Source organism: Promicromonospora iranensis, assembly GCF_028994775.1.
Classification (GTDB): Bacteria; Actinomycetota; Actinomycetes; order Actinomycetales; family Cellulomonadaceae; genus Promicromonospora; species Promicromonospora iranensis_A.
In genome coordinates, this window is record NZ_JAJQMN010000002.1 from 259,217 (window position 1) to 282,339 (window position 23,123).

At 72.3% G+C, this 23,123-nt stretch carries 13 protein-coding genes; 12 read left to right on the forward strand and 1 reads right to left on the reverse strand.

Going from position 1 to position 23,123, the window contains the following annotated elements:
• Nucleotides 1-188 precede the first annotated feature (188 nt).
• Genes LUU90_RS03990 through LUU90_RS04010 form a run of 5 tightly spaced genes read left to right on the forward strand, consistent with a single transcriptional unit; the run spans nucleotide 189 to nucleotide 8,457 of the window.
• Nucleotides 189-4,064: a nitrate reductase subunit alpha gene (locus LUU90_RS03990; protein ID WP_275001989.1), complete on the forward strand. Its 3,876-nt coding sequence runs from the start codon at nucleotides 189-191 to the stop codon at nucleotides 4,062-4,064.
• The gene (gene narH, locus LUU90_RS03995) at nucleotides 4,061-5,740 is read left to right on the forward strand and encodes a nitrate reductase subunit beta (RefSeq protein ID WP_275001990.1); all 1,680 of its coding nucleotides are present in this window, start codon (nucleotides 4,061-4,063) and stop codon (nucleotides 5,738-5,740) included. Before LUU90_RS03990 ends, narH begins: the two co-directional genes overlap by 4 nt.
• Nucleotides 5,737-6,483 (forward strand): nitrate reductase molybdenum cofactor assembly chaperone, encoded by a 747-nt coding sequence (gene narJ, locus LUU90_RS04000; protein ID WP_275001991.1) that lies wholly within the window; start codon nucleotides 5,737-5,739, stop codon nucleotides 6,481-6,483. Before narH ends, narJ begins: the two co-directional genes overlap by 4 nt.
• On the forward strand, nucleotides 6,474-7,238 hold the full coding sequence (gene narI / locus LUU90_RS04005) for a respiratory nitrate reductase subunit gamma (protein ID WP_275001993.1): 765 nt from the start codon (nucleotides 6,474-6,476) through the stop codon (nucleotides 7,236-7,238). The genes narJ and narI overlap by 10 nt, the downstream gene beginning before the upstream one ends.
• A gap of 1 nt (nucleotide 7,239) precedes the next feature.
• Complete coding sequence (locus LUU90_RS04010) at nucleotides 7,240-8,457, forward strand: MFS transporter (protein ID WP_275001994.1); 1,218 nt, start codon at nucleotides 7,240-7,242, stop codon at nucleotides 8,455-8,457.
• Nucleotides 8,458-8,460: 3 nt separating this feature from the next.
• On the opposite strand, the gene LUU90_RS04015 is transcribed toward LUU90_RS04010, so the two are convergent.
• Nucleotides 8,461-8,850 carry a VOC family protein gene (locus LUU90_RS04015; RefSeq protein WP_275001995.1) on the reverse strand — a complete coding sequence of 130 codons (390 nt, stop codon included), beginning with the start codon at nucleotides 8,848-8,850 and terminating at the stop codon, nucleotides 8,461-8,463.
• Between the two features lie 90 nt (nucleotides 8,851-8,940).
• Here LUU90_RS04015 and LUU90_RS04020 point away from each other — a divergent pair, with 90 nt between their 5' ends.
• From LUU90_RS04020 to LUU90_RS04050, 7 genes are all read left to right on the forward strand, one after another.
• Nucleotides 8,941-10,365, forward strand: coding sequence for a molybdopterin molybdotransferase MoeA (locus LUU90_RS04020; protein WP_275001996.1), 1,425 nt, complete (start codon nucleotides 8,941-8,943; stop codon nucleotides 10,363-10,365).
• Nucleotides 10,362-11,051, forward strand: a complete 690-nt coding sequence (gene mobA, locus LUU90_RS04025) for a molybdenum cofactor guanylyltransferase (protein ID WP_275001997.1) — start codon at nucleotides 10,362-10,364, stop codon at nucleotides 11,049-11,051. Before LUU90_RS04020 ends, mobA begins: the two co-directional genes overlap by 4 nt.
• A gap of 11 nt (nucleotides 11,052-11,062) precedes the next feature.
• Nucleotides 11,063-11,323 carry a DUF6457 domain-containing protein gene (locus tag LUU90_RS04030; protein WP_275001998.1) on the forward strand — a complete coding sequence of 87 codons (261 nt, stop codon included), beginning with the start codon at nucleotides 11,063-11,065 and terminating at the stop codon, nucleotides 11,321-11,323.
• Between the two features lie 67 nt (nucleotides 11,324-11,390).
• Entirely contained in the window at nucleotides 11,391-11,939 is a 549-nt protein-coding gene (locus LUU90_RS04035) for a methylated-DNA--[protein]-cysteine S-methyltransferase (RefSeq protein ID WP_275001999.1), read from the forward strand.
• A 128-nt stretch (nucleotides 11,940-12,067) separates the two neighbouring features.
• Nucleotides 12,068-13,888 carry a gamma-glutamyltransferase gene (ggt, locus tag LUU90_RS04040; RefSeq protein WP_275002000.1) on the forward strand — a complete coding sequence of 607 codons (1,821 nt, stop codon included), beginning with the start codon at nucleotides 12,068-12,070 and terminating at the stop codon, nucleotides 13,886-13,888.
• A 148-nt stretch (nucleotides 13,889-14,036) separates the two neighbouring features.
• Nucleotides 14,037-16,643, forward strand: a complete 2,607-nt coding sequence (locus tag LUU90_RS04045; RefSeq protein ID WP_275002001.1) for a DEAD/DEAH box helicase — start codon at nucleotides 14,037-14,039, stop codon at nucleotides 16,641-16,643.
• Nucleotides 16,644-16,862: 219 nt separating this feature from the next.
• Entirely contained in the window at nucleotides 16,863-23,123 is a 6,261-nt protein-coding gene (locus tag LUU90_RS04050; RefSeq protein WP_275002002.1) for a SpaA isopeptide-forming pilin-related protein, read from the forward strand.

A 23,123-nucleotide genomic window follows, 5' to 3' on the forward strand; every position in this document is an offset into this window, starting at 1 on the left:
CGGGGCCGGCCCGACGTCGGACCGACGCGTATGAACCTAGGGAGGCGGTGTTTCATCGCCCGACAAAGAGCAGTTAATCGACCGTAAGGAAGAACGCACAGTCGCCCGCTTCACCATGTGAGAGGTTGCTCGCCGCCCGGCCTCCGGTGCGGTAGCGCGTTCACCCCGGTCGGGTGAGACTGAAAAATATGGCCGCCAAGGACGCACTGGTCAGGCTGGGTCGGCACCTCCGCCGCGGGGAGGTGTCCGAGGACCTGCGCCGCCTGTATCTGGAAGGCGGCCGGGACGGCGACTCCTTCTACCGGGACCGGTGGTCGCACGACAAGGTGGTCCGGTCGACGCACGGGGTGAACTGCACCGGTTCGTGCTCCTGGAAGGTGTACGTCAAGGACGGCATCATCACGTGGGAGACCCAGCAGACCGACTACCCCTCGGTCGGCCCCGACTCCCCCGAGTACGAGCCCCGCGGGTGCCCGCGCGGCGCCGCGTTCAGCTGGTACACCTACTCACCCACCCGGGTCCGCTACCCGTACGTCCGCGGCGTGCTCCTCGAGGCCTACCGCGCGGCCCGGCGGCAGGGGAACGACCCGGTGGAGGCATGGGCCGAGCTCACGGCCGACCCGTCCACCGCCGCCGCGTACAAGCGGGCACGCGGCAAGGGCGGGCTGGTGCGGGCCACGTGGGAGGAGGCCGCGGAGATCGTCGCCGCCGCTCACGTGCACACGATCAAGCGGTACGGGCCGGACCGCGTCGCCGGGTTCTCGCCGATCCCGGCGATGTCGATGGTCTCCCACGGGGTCGGAGCCCGGTTCGTGCAGATGCTGGGCGGCACGATGCTCAGCTTCTACGACTGGTACGCGGATCTTCCCGTGGCCTCCCCGCAGGTGTTCGGGGACCAGACGGACGTGCCGGAGTCCGCGGACTGGTGGAACGCGGCGTACTTGATCATGTGGGGCTCGAACGTCCCCGTGACCCGCACGCCCGACGCCCACTTCATGACCGAGGCGCGGTACCGCGGTCAGAAGGTGGTGGTGGTCTCCCCGGACTACGCCGACAACACGAAGTTCGCCGACGCCTGGCTCGCCCCGCACCCGGGCACGGACGGCGCGCTCGCCCTCGCCATGGGACACGTGATCCTGCGCGAGTACCTGGTGGACCGGCGCACGCCCCGTTTCGAGCAGTACCTGAAGCAGTACAGCGACTCCCCGTTCCTGGTGCGGCTGGAGCCCGTGCCCGACACAGCGTCAGGTTTCGGGCAGGACGCCGCGGGAGGCGCCTACGTCCCCGGCAAGTTCCTGACGGCGGCGGACCTGTCCGACGACGTCCTGCCCGGCGCGGACGCCGAGGCGAACCCGCACTTCAAGCCCGTGCTGCTGGACTCGGGCGGGCGGCCCGTGGTGCCGAACGGGACCCTCGGCCACCGCTACGGGGAGGCGGACGAAGGGCGCTGGAACCTGGACCTCGGGGACGTGGACCCCGCGTTGAGCGTCGCGGACGTCGTGGGCCCGTCGCCGGCCGAGCCCGTCGGGACCGCCGCGGTGGCCCTGCCACGGTTCGACGTCGTCCCTGGGGCCTCGACCAGCTCGACCAGCGGTGCGGAGGGCTCGACCAACAGCGGCGGACCGGCGGGCGATCTGCACACCGGCGGCAAGGGCGTCGTCGTCCGCGGGGTACCCGTACGGCGGGTCGGCAGGCACCTGGTGACGACCGTGTTCGACCTGATGCTCGCCCAGTACGGCGTGAGCCGGCCCGGCCTGCCCGGCGAGTGGCCGGACGGCTACGACGACCCGGCGCCCGGCACCCCCGCCTGGCAGGAGGAGATCACCGGGGTGCCGGCGGCCGCGGCGGCCCGTATCGGGCGGGAGTTCGCCCAGAACGCCGTCGACTCGGGCGGCCGCTCGATGATCATCATGGGCGCCGGGACCAACCACTGGTTCCACTCGGACACCATCTACCGCGCGTTCCTCGCGCTGACCACGATGACCGGCTGCCAGGGCGTGAACGGTGGCGGCTGGGCGCACTACGTCGGCCAGGAGAAGTGCCGCCCGGTCACGGGCTGGGCACAGTACGCGGGCGGGCTGGACTGGGTCCGCCCGCCCCGGCAGATGATCGGCACGGCCTTCTGGTACCTGGCCACCGACCAGTGGCGATACGACGGGCTGCCCGCCGACACCCTCGCCTCGCCGCTGGCTCCCGGCACGTTCGCCGGCCGCACCACCGCCGACACCCTGGTGGACTCGGCGCAGCGCGGCTGGATGCCCAGCTACCCCACGTTCGACCGCAACCCGCTCGACCTCGCCGACGAGGCGCGCACCGCGGGCAAGGAGCCGGCGGAGCACGTGGTGGACGAGCTCAAGGCCGGGCGGCTGCGGTTCGCCGTCGAGGACCCCGACGACCCGGCGAACTTCCCACGTGTGCTGTCGGTCTGGCGGGCCAACATCCTGGGGTCGAGCGGCAAGGGCAACGAGTACTTCCTCAAGCACCTGCTGGGCACCGACTCCGCGGTGTTCGCGGAGGAGTCCACGCCGGAGCGCCGTCCACGGTCCATGACGTGGCGCGACGACGCCCCGCGCGGCAAGCTCGACCTGCTCGTCACCATGGACTTCCGGATGACCAGCACCACGCTGTTCTCCGACGTCGTGCTGCCCGCCGCAACCTGGTACGAGAAGCACGACCTGTCGTCCACGGACATGCACCCGTTCGTGCACGCGTTCAACCCCGCCATCGACCCGCCCTGGCAGACCAGGACCGACTTCGCCGCGTTCCACGCGATAGCCCGGAAGATCTCGGCGATGGCGGTGGACCACCTGGGCGTGCGGCACGACGTCGTCGCGTCGCCTCTCGCGCACGACACCCCTGACGAGATGGCCGTGCCCCACGGCACCCTGACCGACGCCGCCGTCCCCTTCCGGGAACGCCACCTGGTCCCGGGTGTGAACATGCCGAAGATCGTGGAGGTCGAGCGCGACTACCCGGCCTTCGCAGCCCGGATGGCGGCGCTCGGTCCGCTGACCGAAGGCCTCGGCATGGTCACCAAGGGCGTCGCCTTCTCGCCCGACGCCGAGGTGCGACGGCTCGGCGAGCTCAACGGGCTGGTGCCCGACGGGCCCGTGGCCGGACGGCCGCGGCTCGACCGGGACACGCACGTGTGCGAGGCGATCCTGGCGCTGAGCGGGACCACCAACGGCCGCCTGTCGGTGCAGGGCTTCGAACGGCTGGAGCACCGCACGGGCAGGCCGCTGGCGGACCTCGCCCGCGAGGAGGAGGGCAGGCGGATCACGTTCGCCGACGTGCAGGCACGGCCCACCCCCGTGATCACGTCGCCGGAGTGGTCGGGCAGCGAGCACGGCGGACGCCGGTACAGCGCGTTCGTCGTGAACGTGGAGCGGTTGAAGCCCTGGCACACGCTGACCGGACGGCAGCACTTCTACCTGGACCACGACTGGCTGGTGGAGCTCGGGGAGCAGCTGCCCGTGTACCGGCCGCCGCTGGACCTGCACCGGCTGTTCCCGGACTCGCCTCCGCTGTCGGGTTCCTCCCCGGGGCTCGAGCCTGTCGAGACCACTCCCGGGTCTCGACAAGCTCGGCCAGCGGGGGCGGAGGCCGAGGTCGTCGTCCGGTACCTCACCCCGCACTCCAAGTGGTCGATCCACTCCGAGTACCAGGACAACCTCTTCATGCTGTCGCTCTCGCGGGGCGGCCCGAACATCTGGATGTCACCGGCCGACGCCGCCCGGATCGGCGTCGTCGACAACGAGTGGGTGGAGGCCGTGAACCGCAACGGCGTCGTGGTGGCGCGAGCGGTGGTGAGCCACCGCATGCCGGAGGGCACCGTCTACATGCACCACGCCACGGACCGCACGGTCGACGTGCCGATCGCGGAGGCGTCGGGCTTGCGCGGCGGCATCCACAACTCGCTGACCCGGATCCTGCTCAAGCCCTCCCACCTGGCCGGCGGGTACGCCCAGCTGTCCTACGCCTTCAACTACCTGGGGCCGACGGGGAACCAGCGCGACGAGGTGACGGTGGTCAGGCGTCGCTCCCAGGAGGTGCGCTACGAATGAAGGTCATGGCCCAGATGTCGATGGTGATGAACCTCGACAAGTGCATCGGGTGCCACACGTGCTCGGTGACCTGCAAGCAGGCGTGGACCAACCGGTCCGGCACGGAGTACGTCTGGTTCAACAACGTGGAGACCCGGCCCGGTCTCGGCTACCCCCGCACCTACCAGGACCAGGAGCGGTGGCAGGGTGGCTGGGTCCGCACCAAGCGCGGCCGGCTCAAGCCGCGCGCCGGAGGGCGGCTCAAGAAGCTCGCCACGATCTTCGCCAACCCGAAGATGCCGTCCATCCAGGACTACTACGAACCCTGGACGTACGAGTACGACATGCTGCTGTCGTCCCCGCAGAGCGCGCACACCCCGGTCGCCCGGCCCACGTCCCTGCTCACCGGCAAGCCCATGAACATCGAGTGGTCGGCCAACTGGGACGACAACCTCGCCGGGTCCACCGCGACCATGCAGGACGACCCCGTGCTCAAGCACATGGGTGATCACGTCGCCGAGGAGCTCGAGCAGACGTTCATGTTCTACCTGCCGCGCATCTGCGAGCACTGCCTCAACCCGTCGTGCGTCGCGTCCTGCCCGTCCGGCGCGATGTACAAGCGCGCCGAGGACGGCATCGTCCTCGTGGACCAGGACGCCTGTCGCGGCTGGCGCATGTGCGTCACCGGCTGCCCGTACAAGAAGGTCTACTTCAACCACAAGACGGGCAAGGCCGAGAAGTGCACGCTCTGCTACCCGCGCATCGAGGTTGGCCTGCCCACCGTCTGCTCCGAGACGTGCGTGGGTCGTCTGCGGTACCTCGGCCTCGTGCTGTACGACGCCGACAAGGTGGGCGAGGCGGCCGCCGTCGAGCACGAGCACGACCTGCTCGCCGCACAGCGCTCCGTCTTCCTGGACCCGGATGACCCCGAGGTGGTCGCCGCGGCCCGCCGCGAGGGCATCCCGGAGGACTGGATCGAGGCCGCGCAGGCGTCCCCGATCTGGAAGCTCATCAGCGACTACGAGGTCGCGCTCCCCCTGCACCCCGAGTACCGGACGCTGCCCATGGTCTGGTACATCCCGCCGCTCTCCCCGGTGGTCGACGTCGTCGCGAGCTCCGGGAACGACGGCGAGGACCCGCGCACCCTGTTCGCCGCGATCTCGCGCCTGCGCATCCCGCTGGAGTACCTCGCCGGGCTGTTCACCGCCGGTGACACCCGGCCCGTCGAACGGGTACTGCGCCGGCTCGCCGCCATGCGCTCCTACATGCGCGACGTCAACCTGGGCAACACCCCGGACGAGGAGACCGCGAGCGCCGTCGGCATGACCGGCCCGCAGGTCGAGGAGATGTACCGGCTGTTGGCGATCGCGAAGTACCAGGACCGGTACGTGATTCCCTCCGCGCACGCCGAGCAGGCCCGCGACCTGGAGGAGATCGCCTGCTCCCTGGACTACGAGGGCGGTCCCGGTATGGGAGGCGCCGGCCCGCTCGGCGAGTCCTCGGGTCCGCCCGTGCCGGTCGCCGTGGAGAACTTCCACGCCCTGTCGTCCCGGCAGACTGCCGACTCCCCGAACGGCCCCTCCACACCGGGCCGGGTCAACCTCCTGAACTGGGACGGCAACGGCCGGCCGGCGGGCCTGTTCCCGCCGTCGGGCAACACCGGCTCGACGGTCGCCCGGGACGGGGACGCATCGTGAGCCGCTCCTTCCTGCCCTGGCCGGGGCTGCGTGGGTCCCGACGGTCGAAGGCCGATCCGTTGGCTCCTGTCGCGCTGTCCGACGCCGACCGGCGCCTCGCCCACATGGCCGCGTCGCTCCTGCTGGCCTATCCCGACGAGAAGACGGTGACGGCCGCACACGAGGTGCGCTCCGCCGTCGGGCAGCTGCCGGAGCCCGTGGCGCAGCGGCTCGCCCGGCTCGCCACGACTCTGGCCGACGGCGACCCGCACGATCTCCAGGCCGCCTACGTCGCGACCTTCGACCTCAAGCGACGCTGCACGCTGTACCTGTCGTACTACGCGGCCGGCGACACCCGGCGGCGTGGCGCCGCGCTGCTGCGGTTCGCGGAGGCGTACCGCGCCGTCGGGTGGGAGGTAACCGGGGGTGAGCTGCCCGACCACCTGGCGAGCGTCCTGGAGCTGTCCGCCCGGGCCGATCACGACGGGGCGCGCATCGCCGGAGCGCTCCTGGCCGCGCACCGGGACGGCATCGAGGTGCTGCGCTCGGCGCTCGCGGCCGAGGACTCTCCGTGGGTGTCCGCCGTCGAAGCCGTCTGTCTCACCCTCCCGCCCGTCGACGCGCGCACGCTCGACCGCGTGGCCACCCTCGTGGCGGAGGGCCCGCCCGCCGAGCTGGTCGGGCTGTCCGGGCTGCCAGGGCTGCCGGGCTTCGGGGGCGACGTCGGAGGAGACGCCGGAGGAAGGGCTCTGCCATGGACGTGATGCTCTGGGTGGTGCTGCCGTACGTCACCTTCGCCGTGCTGGTCGTCGGGTCGGTGTGGCGGTACCGCTACGACAAGTTCGGCTGGACCACCCGTTCGTCCCAGCTGTACGAGTCGCGGCTGCTGCGCCTCGGCTCGCCGCTGTTCCACCTGGGGCTGCTCGTGGTGATCCTCGGGCACGTCGCCGGGCTGGCGATCCCGGAGACCTGGACCGCGGCGGTCGGCATCCCCGAGGGGGTCTACCACCTGGTCGCGGCGCTGGCCGGTGCGGCGGCGTCGGCCGTGCTCGTGCTCGGACTGCTCATCCTGATCTACCGGCGCAGGGTGACCAGCGCGGTGTTCCTCGCGACGACGGTGATGGACAAGGTCATGTACGCGATGCTCGGGCTGTCGGTGCTGTCCGGGGCCTGGGCCACGGCGACCACCCAGCTCCTGACCGCGCACGGGTACGACTACCGGCAGACCATCTCTCCCTGGTTCCGCTCCCTCTGGTACCTGCAGCCGCAGCCCGAACTGATGGTCGGCGTGCCCGTCGCGTTCCAGGTGCACGTCGTCGCCGCGTTCCTGCTGTTCGCGCTGTGGCCGTTCACGCGCCTGGTGCACGCGTTCTCCGCACCCGTCGGGTACCTGTTCCGGCCCTACGTCGTCTACCGCTCGCGCGACGACGCCCGGTCCGGCGCAGCGTCCGGAGGATCCGGGTCGCACCGTCCGCGGCCCGGCTGGGAACCGTCCACCGACCCCCGGAAGAGGAGCTGACATGACGCAGGCACAGCCCACCGCGGAAGGCCGCGGGGCCGGGACAGCGGGAACCTCGCCGACGATCCAGCTGGCGCTGGCCACGGTGGGGTTCGCCATCAACTTCTGGGCGTGGGCGCTGATCAGCCCGCTCGGGCAGGCCTACGGGGTCGAGTACGGGTTGTCCGCCGTCGAGCAGTCGGTGCTGGTGGCCGTGCCCGTGATCGTCGGCTCCGTGGGCCGCATCCCGGTGGGCGCGCTCACCGACCGCCTGGGCGCCCGGGTGATGTTCCCGCTCCTGAGCTCCCTGACGATCCTCCCCGTCCTGTTCGTGGGACTCGTCGCCGACTCGTACGTCGCGCTGCTCGTGGGCGGGTTCCTGCTGGGCCTGGGCGGCACGACGTTCGCGGTCGGTGTCCCGTTCGTCAACGCCTGGTTCCCGCCCGAGCGACGCGGGACCGCGCTGGGGATCTTCGGGGTCGGCATGGGCGGCACGGCCGTCTCGTCGTTCACGACGGTGCCCCTCGCCGACGCGTTCGGGCGCTGGGCGCCGTTCGTCCTGGTCGCCGTGATCCTCGCGGCGTTCGCGGTCGCCTCGTGGTTCCTGCTGCGGGACGCACCGGGCCGGGCGGCGGGAAGCGCCGGCGGGATGTGGGCGCGCACCTGGTCCATCCTCAAGATCCCGGCGACCCTGCAGCTCTCGTGGCTGTACGCGGTCGGTTTCGGCGGGTTCGTCGCGTTCAGTGTGTACCTGCCCACGTTCCTCGCCAACGCGTACGACCTGGAGGCCGCAGACGCCGCGGCCCGCACCGCCGGGTTCGTGGTGCTCGCGGTCGTGATGCGGCCGGTGGGCGGGGTGCTGTCCGACCGGCTCGGGCCGGTGAACGTGTCCCTCTGGTGCTTCGCCGTGGTCACGCTGCTGGCTGCGGTCGTCGCGTTCCAGCCGGGCCTGGTACCCGTGGGCACCATCGCGTTCCTCGGCCTCGCGGCGGCGTTGGGCGCGTCGTCGGGGGCAACGTTCGCGCTGGTGGCCAAGGTGGCGCCGCGCGACAAGGTCGGTGCGGTGACCGGCGTCGTCGGCGCCGCCGGTGGACTCGGCGGGTTCGTGCCGCCCCTCGTCATGGGAGCGGTGTACCAGTTCGAGGGCGACTACGGCATCGGCTTCGCGCTGCTCGCCGCCACCGGTCTGGCGACGCTGCTGTTCACCCTGGGGCCGGTGCGCAGGGGCGCGCAGGGCTGAGCGTCACCCGACGGGCGTCAGCACCTCCACGCGGTTGCCCGCGCCGTCGAACGCGTGGAAGCGCTCATAACCGTCGAAGGTGTAGCGGTCCTTCCACGTGACCTCGAAACCGAGCGCCTCCAGGCGGGCACCGATGGACTCGAGGTGCGCCACGTCGTCGGCCACGAGGGCCGGGTGCGCCTTGCGGGCGGGCGCGAACGGCTCCTGGACGCCGACGTGGATCTCGGCGGTCGTGCGGCCCTCCTCGTCGAAGTCGCGGAACCAGCAGAGGGCCCGGCCCGCGAGCCCTTCCGGCGTCGGCACCTCGGTCAGGCCGAGGCCTTCGCCGTAGAAGCGGCGGGCGGCGTCCTCGCCGCCGGGTGGGCAGGCAACCTGGACGTGGTGAAGGCGCATGGCAGCGATTATGGCGGCTCACACCACTCGCCGACAGGCTGTGCGGGCTCCGAAACCACCATCGTCCCCGGCTGTCCTATGGTCGGACACATGGAGCCGCAGGCGCGCAGCGTCACCGAGCACGTCGAGCACGTGCTCGCCCTGGTCGCCCCGTTGCGCGCCGGGACGCAGGACCTCGAGGACGCGCTCGGCTCGGTCCTCGCCGAGGACCTGTACGCCGCGACCTCCGTCCCGCCCTTCGACAGCGCCGCGATGGACGGATACGCCGTGCGGCTGGCGGACCTGCCGCCCGACGGGAGCCCGGTGACGCTCCGGGTGACCGGCGACGTCGCGGCGGGGCCGGGCGGTCTGGCCGATGTCGGGGCGGGACAGGCCGTGCGGATCATGACCGGTGCCCCGCTCCCGTCCGGTGCCGACGCCGTGATCCCCGTGGAACGCACCTCGACCGGCCGGTTCGTCGCGGGCGCGCCCCGGGCGGAGGAGTCCGTCACGCTCACCCGGCAGCCCCGGCCGCACGTCCGGTGCGCGGCCGAGGACGTACGCCAGGGGGAACTTCTCGCGCACGCCGGGACGGAGGTGACGGCGGCGCTGGTCGGGGGGCTCGCCGCATCCGGGGCGGTGCGCGTACCGGTCCGGCGCCGGCCGCTTGTCGCCGTCATCTCCACCGGGTCCGAGCTGGTGCCTCTGGGCGGCGTGCTCGGCCCGGGGCAGATCACCGACTCCAACGGGCCGATGCTCGCGGCAGCCGCCCGCTCGGCCGGCGCCGACGTCGTCCGGTTCGGCCCGGTGCCCGACGACCCGGAGGCCCTCCGTCGCACGCTCGACCGGGCTGTGCGGGCTGTGCGGGCCGACAGGGGCGCCGACGGTGGGAGTGTCGACGGTGGGAGTGCCGACGGTGGGAGTGCCGACGGTGGCGGCGCTGACCTGATCGTGACCGCCGGCGGCGTGTCGGCAGGCGCCGCGGATGTCGTGCGGGAGGTCCTCGCGGCGTCGAAGTCCGGGCCGGAAGGCGGCTCCGGCGCGACCGACGTCGACGTCGCCACCGTCGCCATGTCCCCCGGCAAGCCCCAGGCGCTGGCCCGCTGGGGCAGCGTGCCGTGGCTGGCTCTGCCGGGCAACCCGGTGGGCGCCTACGCGTCGTTCGAGCTGTTCGCGCGCCCGGCGATCGACCGTCTTCGTGGCGAGGAGGCCTCGGGGCGACACCACGTGTGCGGGGTGTGTTACTCCGAGTCGACATTGTCTACGCAGAGCAACGCACCCCGCGCAGTACGACTCGCCGCCGCGGCCGACTGGTCCGGTTCACCCGGGCGGCTGCTCGTCCTTCCGGTCCGGCTCGCCCCGCTGCCCGACGTCGGCGCGGTCGGCAGCACCGGCGCGGAACGTCGCGGCGTCGTGCCCACGGGCTCCCACCACTCCCTCTCCGCGCTCGCCACCGCCGACGGCCTGGCACTGGTCCCGCCGGACGTGGAAAAGGTGCGCGCCGGAGACCTCGTCCAGGTGCTGATGCTGCGATGACGGTGCGCCCGACCGAGACGCCGCCGTCGATCACCCACGACGCCGTGGTGCTGGCCGGCGGCCAGGCCACGCGGCTGGGCGGCACGGCCAAGGCCCGCCTCGTCGTCGACGGCGAGCGGCTGCTCGACCGGGCGCTCACGGCGAGCGGCCGGGCCCGAGAGGTCGTGGTGGTCGGCCCCCCGGAGCTCGCCGACGCGCTGACCGAGGCGCCGTCGAGCGAGACGCCGCCGAGCAAGGCGCCGCCGGATGCAGTCCGGCACACGCCCGTGCTCACGCGGGAGGATCCCCCGTTCGGCGGTCCGGCCGCGGGCCTGGCGGCGGGTCTTCGCGCACTCACGGCTCCGGGAGCGCCCTGGGTACTGCTCCTGGCGGTGGACGTGCCGTACGCCGCGGGGGCGATCACACTCCTGGAGCAGGCTGTTTCACGTGAACCCGTGGACGGCGCCTACCTGGTGCGCGCGGGACGGGCCCAGTGGCTGGTGGGCCTGTATCGCCGCGCCGCCCTCGACGCGGCGCTCCGTGGGATCACCACGGATGGTGCCTCGATGAAGCACCTGGTCGGCGGGCTCCACTGCGTGGAGGTGCCGGACCGGGCAGGCTGGAGCGACGACATCGACACCCCGGCGGATGCGGCCCGGCTCGGGGCGACAACCGGCGAGACCGGTGGGACGACCGCCGACAACTGAAAGGACCCGAGATGACAGACCTCGACAGCTGGGTAGCGGCGCTGGAGGAGGAGCTCGGCCTTCCGCCGGGGACCGTCGACGTCGGGGCGGTGCTCGACCTGGCCCGCGACGCGGCGCACGCCGTCGCCCGGCCGGCCGCACCGGTCACCACCTACGCGGTGGGATTCGCGGCAGGTCTGGCGGCGGCCGGAGACATGGGCGCGACGGCGAGCGGCGGACCGGACGCGGCGGAGAAGGCGGCGAACCTCGCGGCGCGCTGGGGCAACAGCTGAGGGCCACCGGCTGACCGGTTCAGCAGCGGACCCGAGGGTGTCGGTGGTCCCGCCTAGGGTGTGGCGCATGGACCGAACCAGGCTCGAGTTCGCGGTGATCCCGACGGCGATCGGCGAGTGCGCGCTCGTCTGGGACGAGAACGCGGAGATCGTCGGCTCGGCACTGCCGCACGGCGGCGCCGACCAGGTCCGGGGCGCGGTGCGTGGCTGGTACCCAGGAGCGGTCGAGGCCCGGCCCACGCGGGTGGCGCCGACCGTCGACGCGCTGGTCCGGCTGCTCGACGACGGCGTCGGCGACCTCGCCGAGGTTCCCCTGAACATGGGCGCAGTGCCCGACTTCGACCGCCGTGTGTACGAGGTGGTGCGCGCCATCCCGCCCGGCGAGACCCGCACATACGGCGAGGTGGCGGCCGAGCTGGGCGCTCCCGGGGCAGCCCAGGCCGTGGGGCAGGCCATGGGTCGCAACCCCTTCCCACCCATCGTGCCGTGCCATCGTGTGCTGGCGGCCGGCCGCCGCATCGGCGGGTTCTCGGCCCGCGGCGGCCCGCGCACCAAGCTACGGATGCTGGAGACCGAGGGCGTCTATCTGGAGCAGCCCACGCTCTTCGACCTGTGATCGGCCCGCGGACCAGGCTCGGATATCACGCGCTTGATTCCGCTCAGCACCCTTTTGCACCGACAGTACGTCGTAGTCCGTGCCGTCCCGCTGTGGGAACGACGTACACGTCAGGAGCGCAAAGGCCTATGAAGAAGAGATCCGCCGCTCGTTCGTCGGCAGTCACCGGCGTGCTCGCCCTGCTGCTGGCCGGCGCCCTCGCGGCGAGCCCGGCCGCCACGGCCACCGGCTCGAAGCCCGTCCCACCGCGGGTGCCGACCTCGACCGGGTACGGCGGCGCGGTCAGCTCGCTCGATCCGGTCGTCTCCGAGGTGGGCCTGCAGGTGCTCCGCAAGGGTGGCAACGCCACCGACGCCGCTGTCGCGATGGCCGCGGCGATCGGCGTGACCGATCCGTACAGCGCGGGGATCGGTGGCGGTGGGTTCTTCGTCCACTACGACGCCGCGACCGGTCAGGTGGAGACCATCGACGGGCGGGAGACGGCGCCCGGGGCGATCGAGCACGACGCCTTCGTCGACCCGGCGACCGGCGAGCCGTACCCGTTCTATCCCGACCTGGTCACCGGCGGCGTCAGCGTCGGCGTGCCGGGAACGCCCGCCACGTGGGAACGCGCGTTGGAGCGGTGGGGTACGACGTCGCTGCGCCAGGCGCTGCGGCCGGCGACGAAGGTAGCCGACCAAGGCTTCGTCGTCGACCAGCTCTTCCACGACCAGACGGTGGCGAACCAGGAGCGGTTCGAGGCGCTCACCTCCACCAGCGAGCTTTTCCTGCCGGACGGCGAGGCGCCCGAGGTCGGTTCGGTGTTCCGCAACCCGGACCTCGCGGCGACGTATCGGCTGCTCGCGCGGGGCGGCGTGGACGCGTTCTACGAGGGAGTTCTCGCCGAGGAGATCGCGGACGCCGTGCAGACGCCGCCCGTGGCGCCGGGCACCGAGCTCCCCGTGCCCGCCGGCTCGATGACCGCCGAGGACCTCGCGTCCTACGAGGTGGTGGACCGGGACCCCACCGTCGTCTCGTACCGCGGGTACGACGTCTACGGGATGGCGCCGCCGTCGTCGGGCGGGACCACGGTGGGCGAGGCGCTGAACATCCTCGAGCAGTTCGACCTGGCGTCCCTGGACGACTCCGCGGCGATGCACCACTACATCGAGGCGAGCGCGCTGGCGTACGCGGACCGGGCCGCCTACCTGGGCGACGGCGACTTCGTGGACGTGCCGGTGTCCGGGCTGCTGGACGACACGTTCGCACAGGAACGGGCCTGCCTGCTCGACCCCGCGGCCGCGGCCGCCAAGCCCGTCGCGGCGGGGGACGCCCGGTCGTACGACGGCGTGTGCGACGAGCCGGCCGCACCGGCGTCCGAGCCGGAGGACACCGAGAGCACGTCGACGACCAACCTGACGGTCGCCGACCGGTGGGGCAACGTGGTCGAGTACACGCTGACGATCGAGCAGATCGGCGGGTCGGGGATCGTGGTGCCCGGTCGCGGGTTCCTGCTGAACAACGAGCTCACGGACTTCAGCATCGAGTACGACGCCGACGACCCCAACCGGATCGAGCCGGGCAAGCGGCCACGTTCGTCCATGTCGCCGACGATCGTGCTGGCCGACGGACGCCCCGTGCTCGCCCTCGGGTCGCCGGGCGGTTCGCGGATCATCACGACGGTCATGCAGATGCTGATCAACCGGATCGACCTGGGCATGACCATCGAGGAAGCGATCGCCGCGCCGCGGGCGACACCGCAGAACTCGGCGCGGACGACCGCGGAACAGGGCTTCATCGATCGCTACGGCACCGCACTGTCCGGGTACGGGCACCAGCTCGTGCCGGACGTGACGATCGGTGCGGCGACCGCCATCGAGATCGGCCCCGACGGGCTGCTCACCGCCGTGGCCGAGCCGACCCGGCTCGGCGGCGGGTCGGCGCGCGTGGTGCGGCCGGCGGTGCCCTGAGGCGACGGCTGACCCGGATCGCTGATCCGGACCGATCACCTGGTTCGAGGGACCGGCACGTCGTGGACGTGCCGGTCCCTTGATCCGCTCCGGTGAACTCCTCGGCCTCCGGCACCACCGTGGCGCCACCGGTGCGAGACTGTGCACCGTGCCCGACGACCCCATCCATCCCCTGCTCGACGTGCTGCTCGCCGGTGGCGCGCGCGCCGAGCGGCTGACGGCGTCGCGCACGTTCCCGGAGCGCACCGCGGAGCACTCCGACTGGCCCCGCTGGGCCGACGCGACGCTGGTGCAGGGGTACCGGAAGCTCGGCGTCCAGCGGCCGTGGACGCACCAGGCGGTGGCCGCCGACCTCGTCCACCAGGGCCGGCACACGGCCCTCGCGACGTCTACCGGGTCGGGCAAGTCGCTCGCGTTCTGGCTCCCCGCGCTCTCCGCGGTCCGGACCGCTGCCGCCGCCGCCACGCTCGATCCGGGGAACATCCGGTCGGCGCACATCCGCCCGACGACGATCTACCTCAGCCCCACGAAGGCCCTGGCCGCCGACCAGCTGAGCGCGCTCGAACGCATCCTCGACGCCGCAGGGACCCGCGACGTCCGCGTCGCGACGTGCGACGGCGACACCGCGCGCGAGGAACGCTCGTGGGTGCAAGACCACGCCGACGTCGTGCTGACGAATCCCGACTTCCTCCACTACGCCCTGCTGCCGAACCATCGACGCTGGTCCCGGCTGCTGAAGGGGCTGCGGTACGTGGTGGTCGACGAGGGGCACGCCTATCGCGGCGTCTTCGGCGCGCACGTCTCCCTGGTGCTGCGGCGACTCGCGCGCCTCGCGGTGCGGTACGGGGACGGCTCGCCCACCTTCGTCGTCGCCTCGGCCACGACGGCGGAGCCGGCGGTCAGCGCGGCCCGCCTCATCGGCGTCACACCCGACGACGTCACCGCCGTGACCGCGGACGCCTCACCCTCCGGACGCCGCACCGTGGTCCTCTGGCAGCCGCCCGAGATCGCCGGCTGGCGCCCGCCCGCGGACGGCGACGGCGGCGACGCGCACGGGGCTGGGCGCGGCGATGAGCCGGCGTCGATGCGCCGGGCGCGCCACGACGAACCGGACCCCTGGGCGCTGCCCGCCGCTGAGCCCGAGCCGGATCCGGAGGCCGAGCCGGTGGCGACCGAGGTGCCGCCGGAGCATCCGCGCCGGTCGGCGACCGCGGAGGTCGCCGACCTGCTCGCCGACCTGTCCGCGGCGGGTGCGCGCACCCTCGCGTTCACGCGTTCCCGACGCGGCGCGGAGTCGGTGGCCCAGCAGGCTCGCGACCACCTGCGCCACGCCGCCCCCGACGCTGCCCGGCGGATCGCCGCGTATCGCGGCGGCTACCTCCCGGAGGAGCGCCGGGAGCTGGAGCAGGCCCTCCGCAGCGGCGACCTGCTCGGACTGGCGACGACGAACGCGCTCGAGCTCGGTGTGGACATCTCCGGCCTGGACGCCGTCCTGATCGCGGGGTGGCCGGGCACGCGCATGTCGCTCTGGCAGCAGGCGGGCCGTGCGGGACGCGCGGGAGCGGACGGCCTGGTCGCGTTCGTCGCGCGGGAGGACCCGCTGGACACCTACCTCGTGACGCATCCCGAGGCAGTGTTCGACGCCCCGCTCGAAGCCACGGTGTTCGACCCGGCGAACCCGCACGTGCTCGCGCCGCACCTGTGCGCAGCGGCACAGGAGGCGCCGATCCGGGCCGAGGACCTCGCGGCGTTCGGCGACCCCGACCACGTCCGGGGGATCCTGCAGGTGCTGGTCGCCCGGGGTGCGCTCCGGCGTCGGACCTCCGGGTGGTACTGGACCCACCACCAGGCCGCGGCAGGCCTCACGGACCTGCGGGGAGCGGGTGGTACGCCCGTCCGGGTGGTGGAGCAGGGCACCGGCCGCATGCTCGGCACCGTCGACGCCTCATCGGCGGACGGTCAGGTGCACGACGGTGCCGTCTACGTGCACCAGGGCACCACCTACGTGGTGGCGCACCTCGACCTGACCGACCACACCGCCGTCGTGCAGCGGCGCAAGCTCGACTACGGCACCTGGTCCCGTTCGGTCATGTCGGTGGCCATCGAGGGCTGGGGCGAGGACGCCGAGACGTCCGGCGTCCCGGGCGCCGAGAGTGACGGCGAGGACGCGCCCGGCCACGACCTGGTCACGCGCGAGTGGGGACCGATCACCTGGGGTCTCGGCCCGGTGGAGGTGACGTCGCAGGTGGTGAGCTTCCAGCGGCGTCGTATACCGGACATGCAGGTGCTGGGGACCGAGCAGCTGGAGCTGCCCGAGCACACGCTCGGCACGGTGGCCGTCTGGTGGTCGGTGCCCGAGTTCGTGCTGCGAGCCGCCGACATCACCCCCGAGCAGGCGCCGGGCGCGCTGCACGCCGCCGAGCACGCGTCGATCGGGCTGCTGCCGCTGCTGGCGACGTGCGACCGCTGGGACCTCGGCGGGGTCTCGACCGAGCTGCACCCCGACACCGGCGAGGCGACCGTGTTCGTCTATGACGCCTACCCGGGCGGCGCAGGATTCGCCGAACGCGCCTACGACCTGGGCGCCACATGGCTCCGGGCCACCCGCGACGCGATAGCGGCCTGCCCGTGCGCCGACGGGTGCCCGGCGTGCGTCCAGTCGCCGAAGTGCGGCTCGTACAACGCGCCGCTCGACAAGGCGGCGGCCGTGCGTCTCCTGGACGCGGTGCTGTCGCACGACCCGCAGCCCGCGTAGTTCCGGCGTCGGGCCCCTCAGAGCATTCGGCGTCATTTCGCCGCCATTTCCTGGGCGATTTCACGGAAGCCGCGCCCGCCTTTGCCGCGCACCGCTGCCGCGCACCGCAGAAACATGCATTTCATTGCGTTTGCGCCCCTCGCTCACGACGGGCCCAATGGAGTGGCAGCCGTGACTGTCATGGCTGTCGTTCCGCGTCTGGGCGATGAGGAGCCGGGTGTGCCGAAGCCGTCACAGCGAACCGAGACCATCCCGACCAGCGGCGCACGTTCCCGCATTCCGCGGGCGATACTCGCGATATCCCTCGCCACAGCGCTGAGCGGCGTGATCACTCCCCCGGCACAGGGGAACGGCACGGGCAACGTAGTGATCGGGAACTTCGAGATCGACGGCAACTTCTACGAGGGGTTCGACAACAGCACGACGTCGACGGCTCCGGTCGATCCGCAGGGGGACGACTGGGGCACGCCCGCCGTCGAGAGCGCGACAGCGCATGTGGTCGACGGCATCGGCAGCGGCGACACGACGGTGCTCGACAGCGGACACGAGGACGAGCCGCTCTCCGAGTGGCGCAACGCGGCGCAGGGCAACGCTCCCGGGGCCTCGGACATCCAGAACGTCTGGGCGTACGACCGCGTGGTGGACGGGGACCTCTACGGCTTCTTCGCCTGGAACAGGCTCGCGACGCAGGGGCAGGTCACCTGGTACCTCGAGCTCAACCAGCGACAGAACACGGTCAACGGCAACGGCGTGTCCGTGCCGAACCGGTCGGGGGGCGACCTCCGCGTCACCCTCCAGCGATCCGGCTCCGGGCTGACCGTCCTCGCGATCGACCGCTGGGTCGGACCTGCGGACACCAGCTGGGAAAGAGCGCCCGCCACCGACGTCGAGGGGCGCGTGAACGACTCGACGATCACCCTGCCCGACGGACAGCGCGCGGCGCAGCTCTTCCTCGAGTTCGGCCTGAACATCAGCACGCTCTTCGGCGAGGAGTCGTGCGGGTTCAGCGACTTCATCGCGATGAACGTGCGCTCGACCTCTGGCGGCGCGACCGCCCAGCTCAAGGACCACCTGCACCAGCCGGTCGCCATCGAGTCGACCTGCGCCGAGCTGACCATCGAGAAGGACGACGAACAGGGCAACGCCGTCGGCGGCTCGACCTTCACCGTGTCGCCCAACCCCCTGCCGGACGGGACCGGCGACAGCCTGGAGATCGCCGACAACGACGCGAACGACGCCGACCCCGCCGACGGCGTGATCCGCATCCCCACCGTCCAGCCGGGCATCGAGTACACGGTCACCGAGTCGGGTCCGCCGCCGGGCTATCTCGGCGCCGGCCCGCAGACCGTCACGCCCGGCGAGTCCGCCGACGAGACCCTCACCTTCGTGAACTCGCTCGGCTCCATCTCCTGGCAGAAGCGCGACGCCACCACGGGCGAGCTGGTCTGCTGCGCCACGTTCCGGGTCCAGGGCACCGCCGGCGCGGCCGCCGCCGACCCGTGGAACATCGACTTCGAGATCACCGACAACGATGGATCCCCGGGTGCGAACCCCGAGAACGGACTGCTCACCGCCGCCAACCTGCCCACGGGGACGTACACGGTCACCGAGGTCACCCCGCCCGCCGGCTACGAGCTGCCGCCCGGCGACGAGGTGTCGGCGAGCGGCATCGAGATCACCGCGGCGGAGCCGGACGTGGCGATCACGGCGCCGTTCGAGGACCCGCAGGTCCTGACCGACCTCACGCTGCGCAAGACCGACGTGGTGGATGGCGAGCTCCTGGACGGCGCCGTCTTCCAGCTCTACCTCGACGACGGCGACGGCGTGGGCGACGAGCCCGACGAGGGCGACGAGCCGGTCGGTGAGCCGTGTACCACCGGGCGCGACGGCACCGGCCTGTGCACGGTCACCGGCCTGCCGTTCGGCACGTACTACTGGTACGAGGTGTCACCACCCCCTGGCCACGTCATGCCGGACGACCGGACGAGTCCGCTGATCCCGGTCACCGCGGCGAACGCGGGCGCGACACAGACCTTCACCTACGCCAACGGGCGGGCGGCGGGCACGCTGCAGGTCGAGAAGGTCGACGCGGCCGATGGAGAGCCACTGGGCGGTGCGGTCTTCGAGCTCCTCCTCGACGACGGCGACGGCGTGCCCTCGGACGGCGACACGCTCGTCGGCGAGTGCGTCACCCTCGCTCAGGTCACACGGCTGGGCCCCGGTGCCTGCCAGGTCGAGGGGCTCGACTACGGGACCTATCTCTGGGTCGAGGTCCGGGCTCCCCAGGGCTTCACACTCCCAGAGCCGCGGTTCAGCGCACCGGTGACAATCACCGCCGAGAACGTCGACGTGGTGCAGATCTCCACCTTCGAGGATCCGCGCGCGCTGTCCGAGCTGACGGTGCAGAAGCTCGACGCCGACGGTGGCGCGCCGCTGGCAGGTGCCGCGTTCGATCTCGTCGCGGACACCAACCAGAACGGTGAGTACGACCCGGAGACGGACGAGGTGGTCGCCTCGTGCGAGACGACCGGTCCCGACGGCACATGCTCAGTCGGAGGCCTGGACTTCGGCACGTACTTCTGGGTCGAGACGGCTCCGCCGTCGGGGTACGGTCCGGCGAACCCACAGGTCTCCGGCGCCATCACCATCAACGTCCAGATCGCGGGCACCGACCTGCCCTGGGCGACGTTCGACAACCCGCGCCTGCGTTCGGAGCTCGTGGTGGGCAAGGTCGACGGCAGCACCCAGCAGCCGCTGGAGAACGGGCAGTTCGCCCTGTTCCGCGACGACGACGGTGACGGCGCGGGCGGCGTGGCGGACGATGCACCCGACCCCGACGACACGCTGATCGGCACCTGCAGCACCGGCCTCCCCGCCGGGACCTGCTCGGTCGGCGGCCTCGACTTCGGCACCTACTACTGGTTCGAGACCAGCGCACCCGCGGGGTACCGGCTCCCCTCGGACCGCACCAGCGCCATGATCACCGTCGATGCCACCAACGCCGGCGGCACGATCGAGCAGACGACGTTCGCAGACCCGCAGGTCGCCTCGACGCTGGCGGTCCAGAAGGTCGACGAGTCGGACCCGCGGACGACGCTGGCCGGGGCCGAGTTCGCGCTGTACCTCGACGAGGACGGTGACGGTGCGGACGGTGTGACCGGCGACGCACCCGACCCCGACGACACCCAGGTCGAGACCTGCACCACCGACGGCACGAACGGCACGTGCTCGATCGGCGGCCTGGGCTTCGGCACCTACTACTGGTTCGAGGTCGCCGCTCCACCCGGGTACGGGCTGCCCGCCGACCGCACGAGCGCCATGATCGTCGTCGACGCCTCCGACGCGGGCGGCACCTTCCCCGTCACGACGTTCGCCGACCCCCGGCTCCGCACCGACCTGTCGGTGCTCAAGGTCGACGCGGAGGGCGGCGCGCCGCTCGACGGTGCGGTGTTCCAGCTCTACCAGGACGACGGCGACGGCGTCGCCGACGGCCCTGCCGGTGCCGACCAGCCGGTGGGCGACCTGTGCACCACTGGTGACGACGGCGACGGCCTCTGCACCGTCACCGACCTCGATTTCGGTGAGTACTACTGGTACGAGGTCGTAGTGCCGCCCGGCTACGAGGTCCCGGACGACCGGACCAGCGAGATCGTCACGATCGGTGCCGCCAACGCCGGCGAGGCGCTGACGGTCCAGTTCTCCAACCCGCGGGTCCTTTCCCGGCTCGACGTGCAGAAGGTGGACGCGTCGGACCAGGCGCCGCTGGCGGGTGGCGAGTTCGCGCTCTACCTCGACACCGACGGCGACGGGGAGGCCGGCGTGACCGGCGACGGCCCGGACCCGGACGACACGCAGATCGGCACGTGCACGACCGAGGGTGAGGACGGCACCTGCGGGTTCGACGGGCTGGACTTCGGCACCTACTACTGGTTCGAGGTGGCCGCACCTGCCGGCTACGACCTGCCGGACGACCGCACGAGCGCGATGGTCACCGTCGACGCCTCCACCGCGGGCACCGAGCTGCCCGCGACCGCATTCGCGGACCCGCGACTCCTCTCCGCGCTCACCGTGCAGAAGCTCGACGCGCAGACCGAGGACCCACTGGCCGGTGGGGTGTTCCGTCTGTATCGCGACACCGACGGCGACGGGGTCGGCGTGGCGCCCGACCCCGACGACGATCTCGTCGACGAGTGCACCACCACCGGCGACGCCGGAAGCTGTTCGGTCGGCGGGCTGGACTTCGGTGACTACTACTGGTTCGAGGTGGCCGCGCCGCCGGGCTACGAGCTGCCCGCGGACCGCACCGGCAGCGTGATCACACTCGACGCGACGAACGCGGGCACCGAGATCGACCCGTTCGTGGTCGAGGACCCACAGATCCGCTCCACGCTCGTGGTCGAGAAGCTGGACGCCGAGACCGGCGCCGCCCTCGCCGGCGGGGCGTTCGACCTGGTGCGCGACGACGGCGACGGCACCTACGAGGAGGGCACCGACCCGGTCGCCGGATCGTGTGAGACGGCGGGCGACGAGGGCACCTGCTCGGTGGGCGACCTCGTCTTCGGGACGTACTGGTGGGTCGAGACCGCCGCCCCTCCCGGCTACGATCTGCCCGAGGAGACGGTCAGCGACCCGATCGTCGTCGACGCCCAGAACGCGGGCGGCGAGCTCGCGGTCACGACCTTCCGGGACCCGCAGATCCTCACGAGCCTGTCCGTGCGCAAGCTCGACGGCGAGAGCGGCGACCCGCTCGCGGGCGCCGTCTTCCAGCTCTACCTGGACGACGGCGACGGTGTGGCCGACGGCCCGGAAGGCCCGGACGAGCCCCTCGGTGACCCGTGCACCACCGGCGAGGACGGCGTGTGCTCGGCTGACGGGCTGCGCTTCGGCGACTACTACTGGTACGAGGTCGCGCCGGCGCCCGGCTTCGAGGTGCCGGTGAACCGGACCAGCGTGATCGTGACGATCGACGCCGAGAACGCCGGCGACGACCTCGCTGTCGACTTCTCCAACCCCCGGGTCCTGAGCGAGCTCACGGTGCAGAAGGTCGACTCGGAGGACGGGCAGCCGCTGGCGGGCGCGGGGTTCGACCTGGTGCTCGACACGAACGGCGACGGCGGGCACGACGAGGGCGACACCGTCGTCGGCTCGTGCGAGACCGGGGGTGACGGCACCTGCTCGGTCGGCGGCCTCGACTTCGGCACGTACTTCTGGGTGGAGACCGACCCGCCGCCCGGCTATCCGGTGCCGGACAACCCGGTCGGTGACGCGATAGTCGTCGACGCCGACAACGCGGGCGCACCGAACACGTTCACGTTCAGCAACCCGCGGCTGTTCTCGGAGCTCACCGTGTCGAAGCTCGACGCGCAGACCGACGAGCCCCTGGCGGGCGCCGAGTTCGACCTGGTGCTCGACAACGGCGACGGGGCCTACGACCCCGAGATCGACCAGCTCGTCGGCTCGTGCACCACCGGGGACGACGGCACCTGCACCATCGGCGAGCGCGACTTCGGCACCTACTTCTGGGTCGAGACCGCGGCACCGCAGGGCTACGAGCTGCCCGACGCCCCGGTCGGCGACCCGGTGGTCGTCGACGCGAGCAACGCGGGCACGGCGATGCCGCCGTCGGTCTTTCGTGATCCGCAGCTGACCTCGACCCTGGCGGTCCGCAAGCTGGATGCCGAGGACGACCGTGTCCTACCGGGCGGTGAGTTCGACCTGGTGCTGGACGACGGTGACGGGACCTACAGCCTCGGCACCGACGAGGTGGTCGACTCGTGCATCACCGGGGACGACGGCACGTGCTCGGTGGACGGTCTGCTGTTCGGGACGTACTTCTGGGTCGAGACCGCCGCGCCGGACGGGTACCTGATGCCGGAGGAGCCGGTCAGCGATCCCGTGGTGGTCGACGCCGGCAACGCGGGCACCGACTTCGCGCTCGTCACGTTCCGCGACCGGCGGGCCACGGGTCCGACGTGGGCGGTCGCCAAGGACAGCGACCCTGCGTCCGGCACGTCGGTCCGTCCGGGTGACCTCATCACCTATCGGGTCACCGCGAGCGAGCTCGCGAACGGGCCCGTCACGGGAGCCGTGGTGCCGGACGACCTCTCGGACGTGCTGCCGCATGCCACCGTCGTGCCGGGCAGTATCCGCACCACCGCCGGCGCGGCGGACCTCGAGGGGACGCTGCTCACGTGGACCGTCCCGAGCCTGTCCGGGAACGAGGTCCTGACCTATCAGGTCCGGGTCGACGAGGACGCGGCGGGGGAGACGATCCGCAACCAGCTGACGGTCGCGGGATCGTCCCCCTGTTCTGCGGACGGCTGCCCGTCCACCACGCACGACGTCGGGCCGGACGGATCTCCCCCGCTCGCCGCCACCGGCGGCGTCGCGTGGCAGGTCCTGCTCGCCGCCGCCTTCCTCGTCGCCTCCGGCGCGCTGCTCGCCCGGTTCGCCCGGCCCCGGACAGGGGCGCAGCACTGA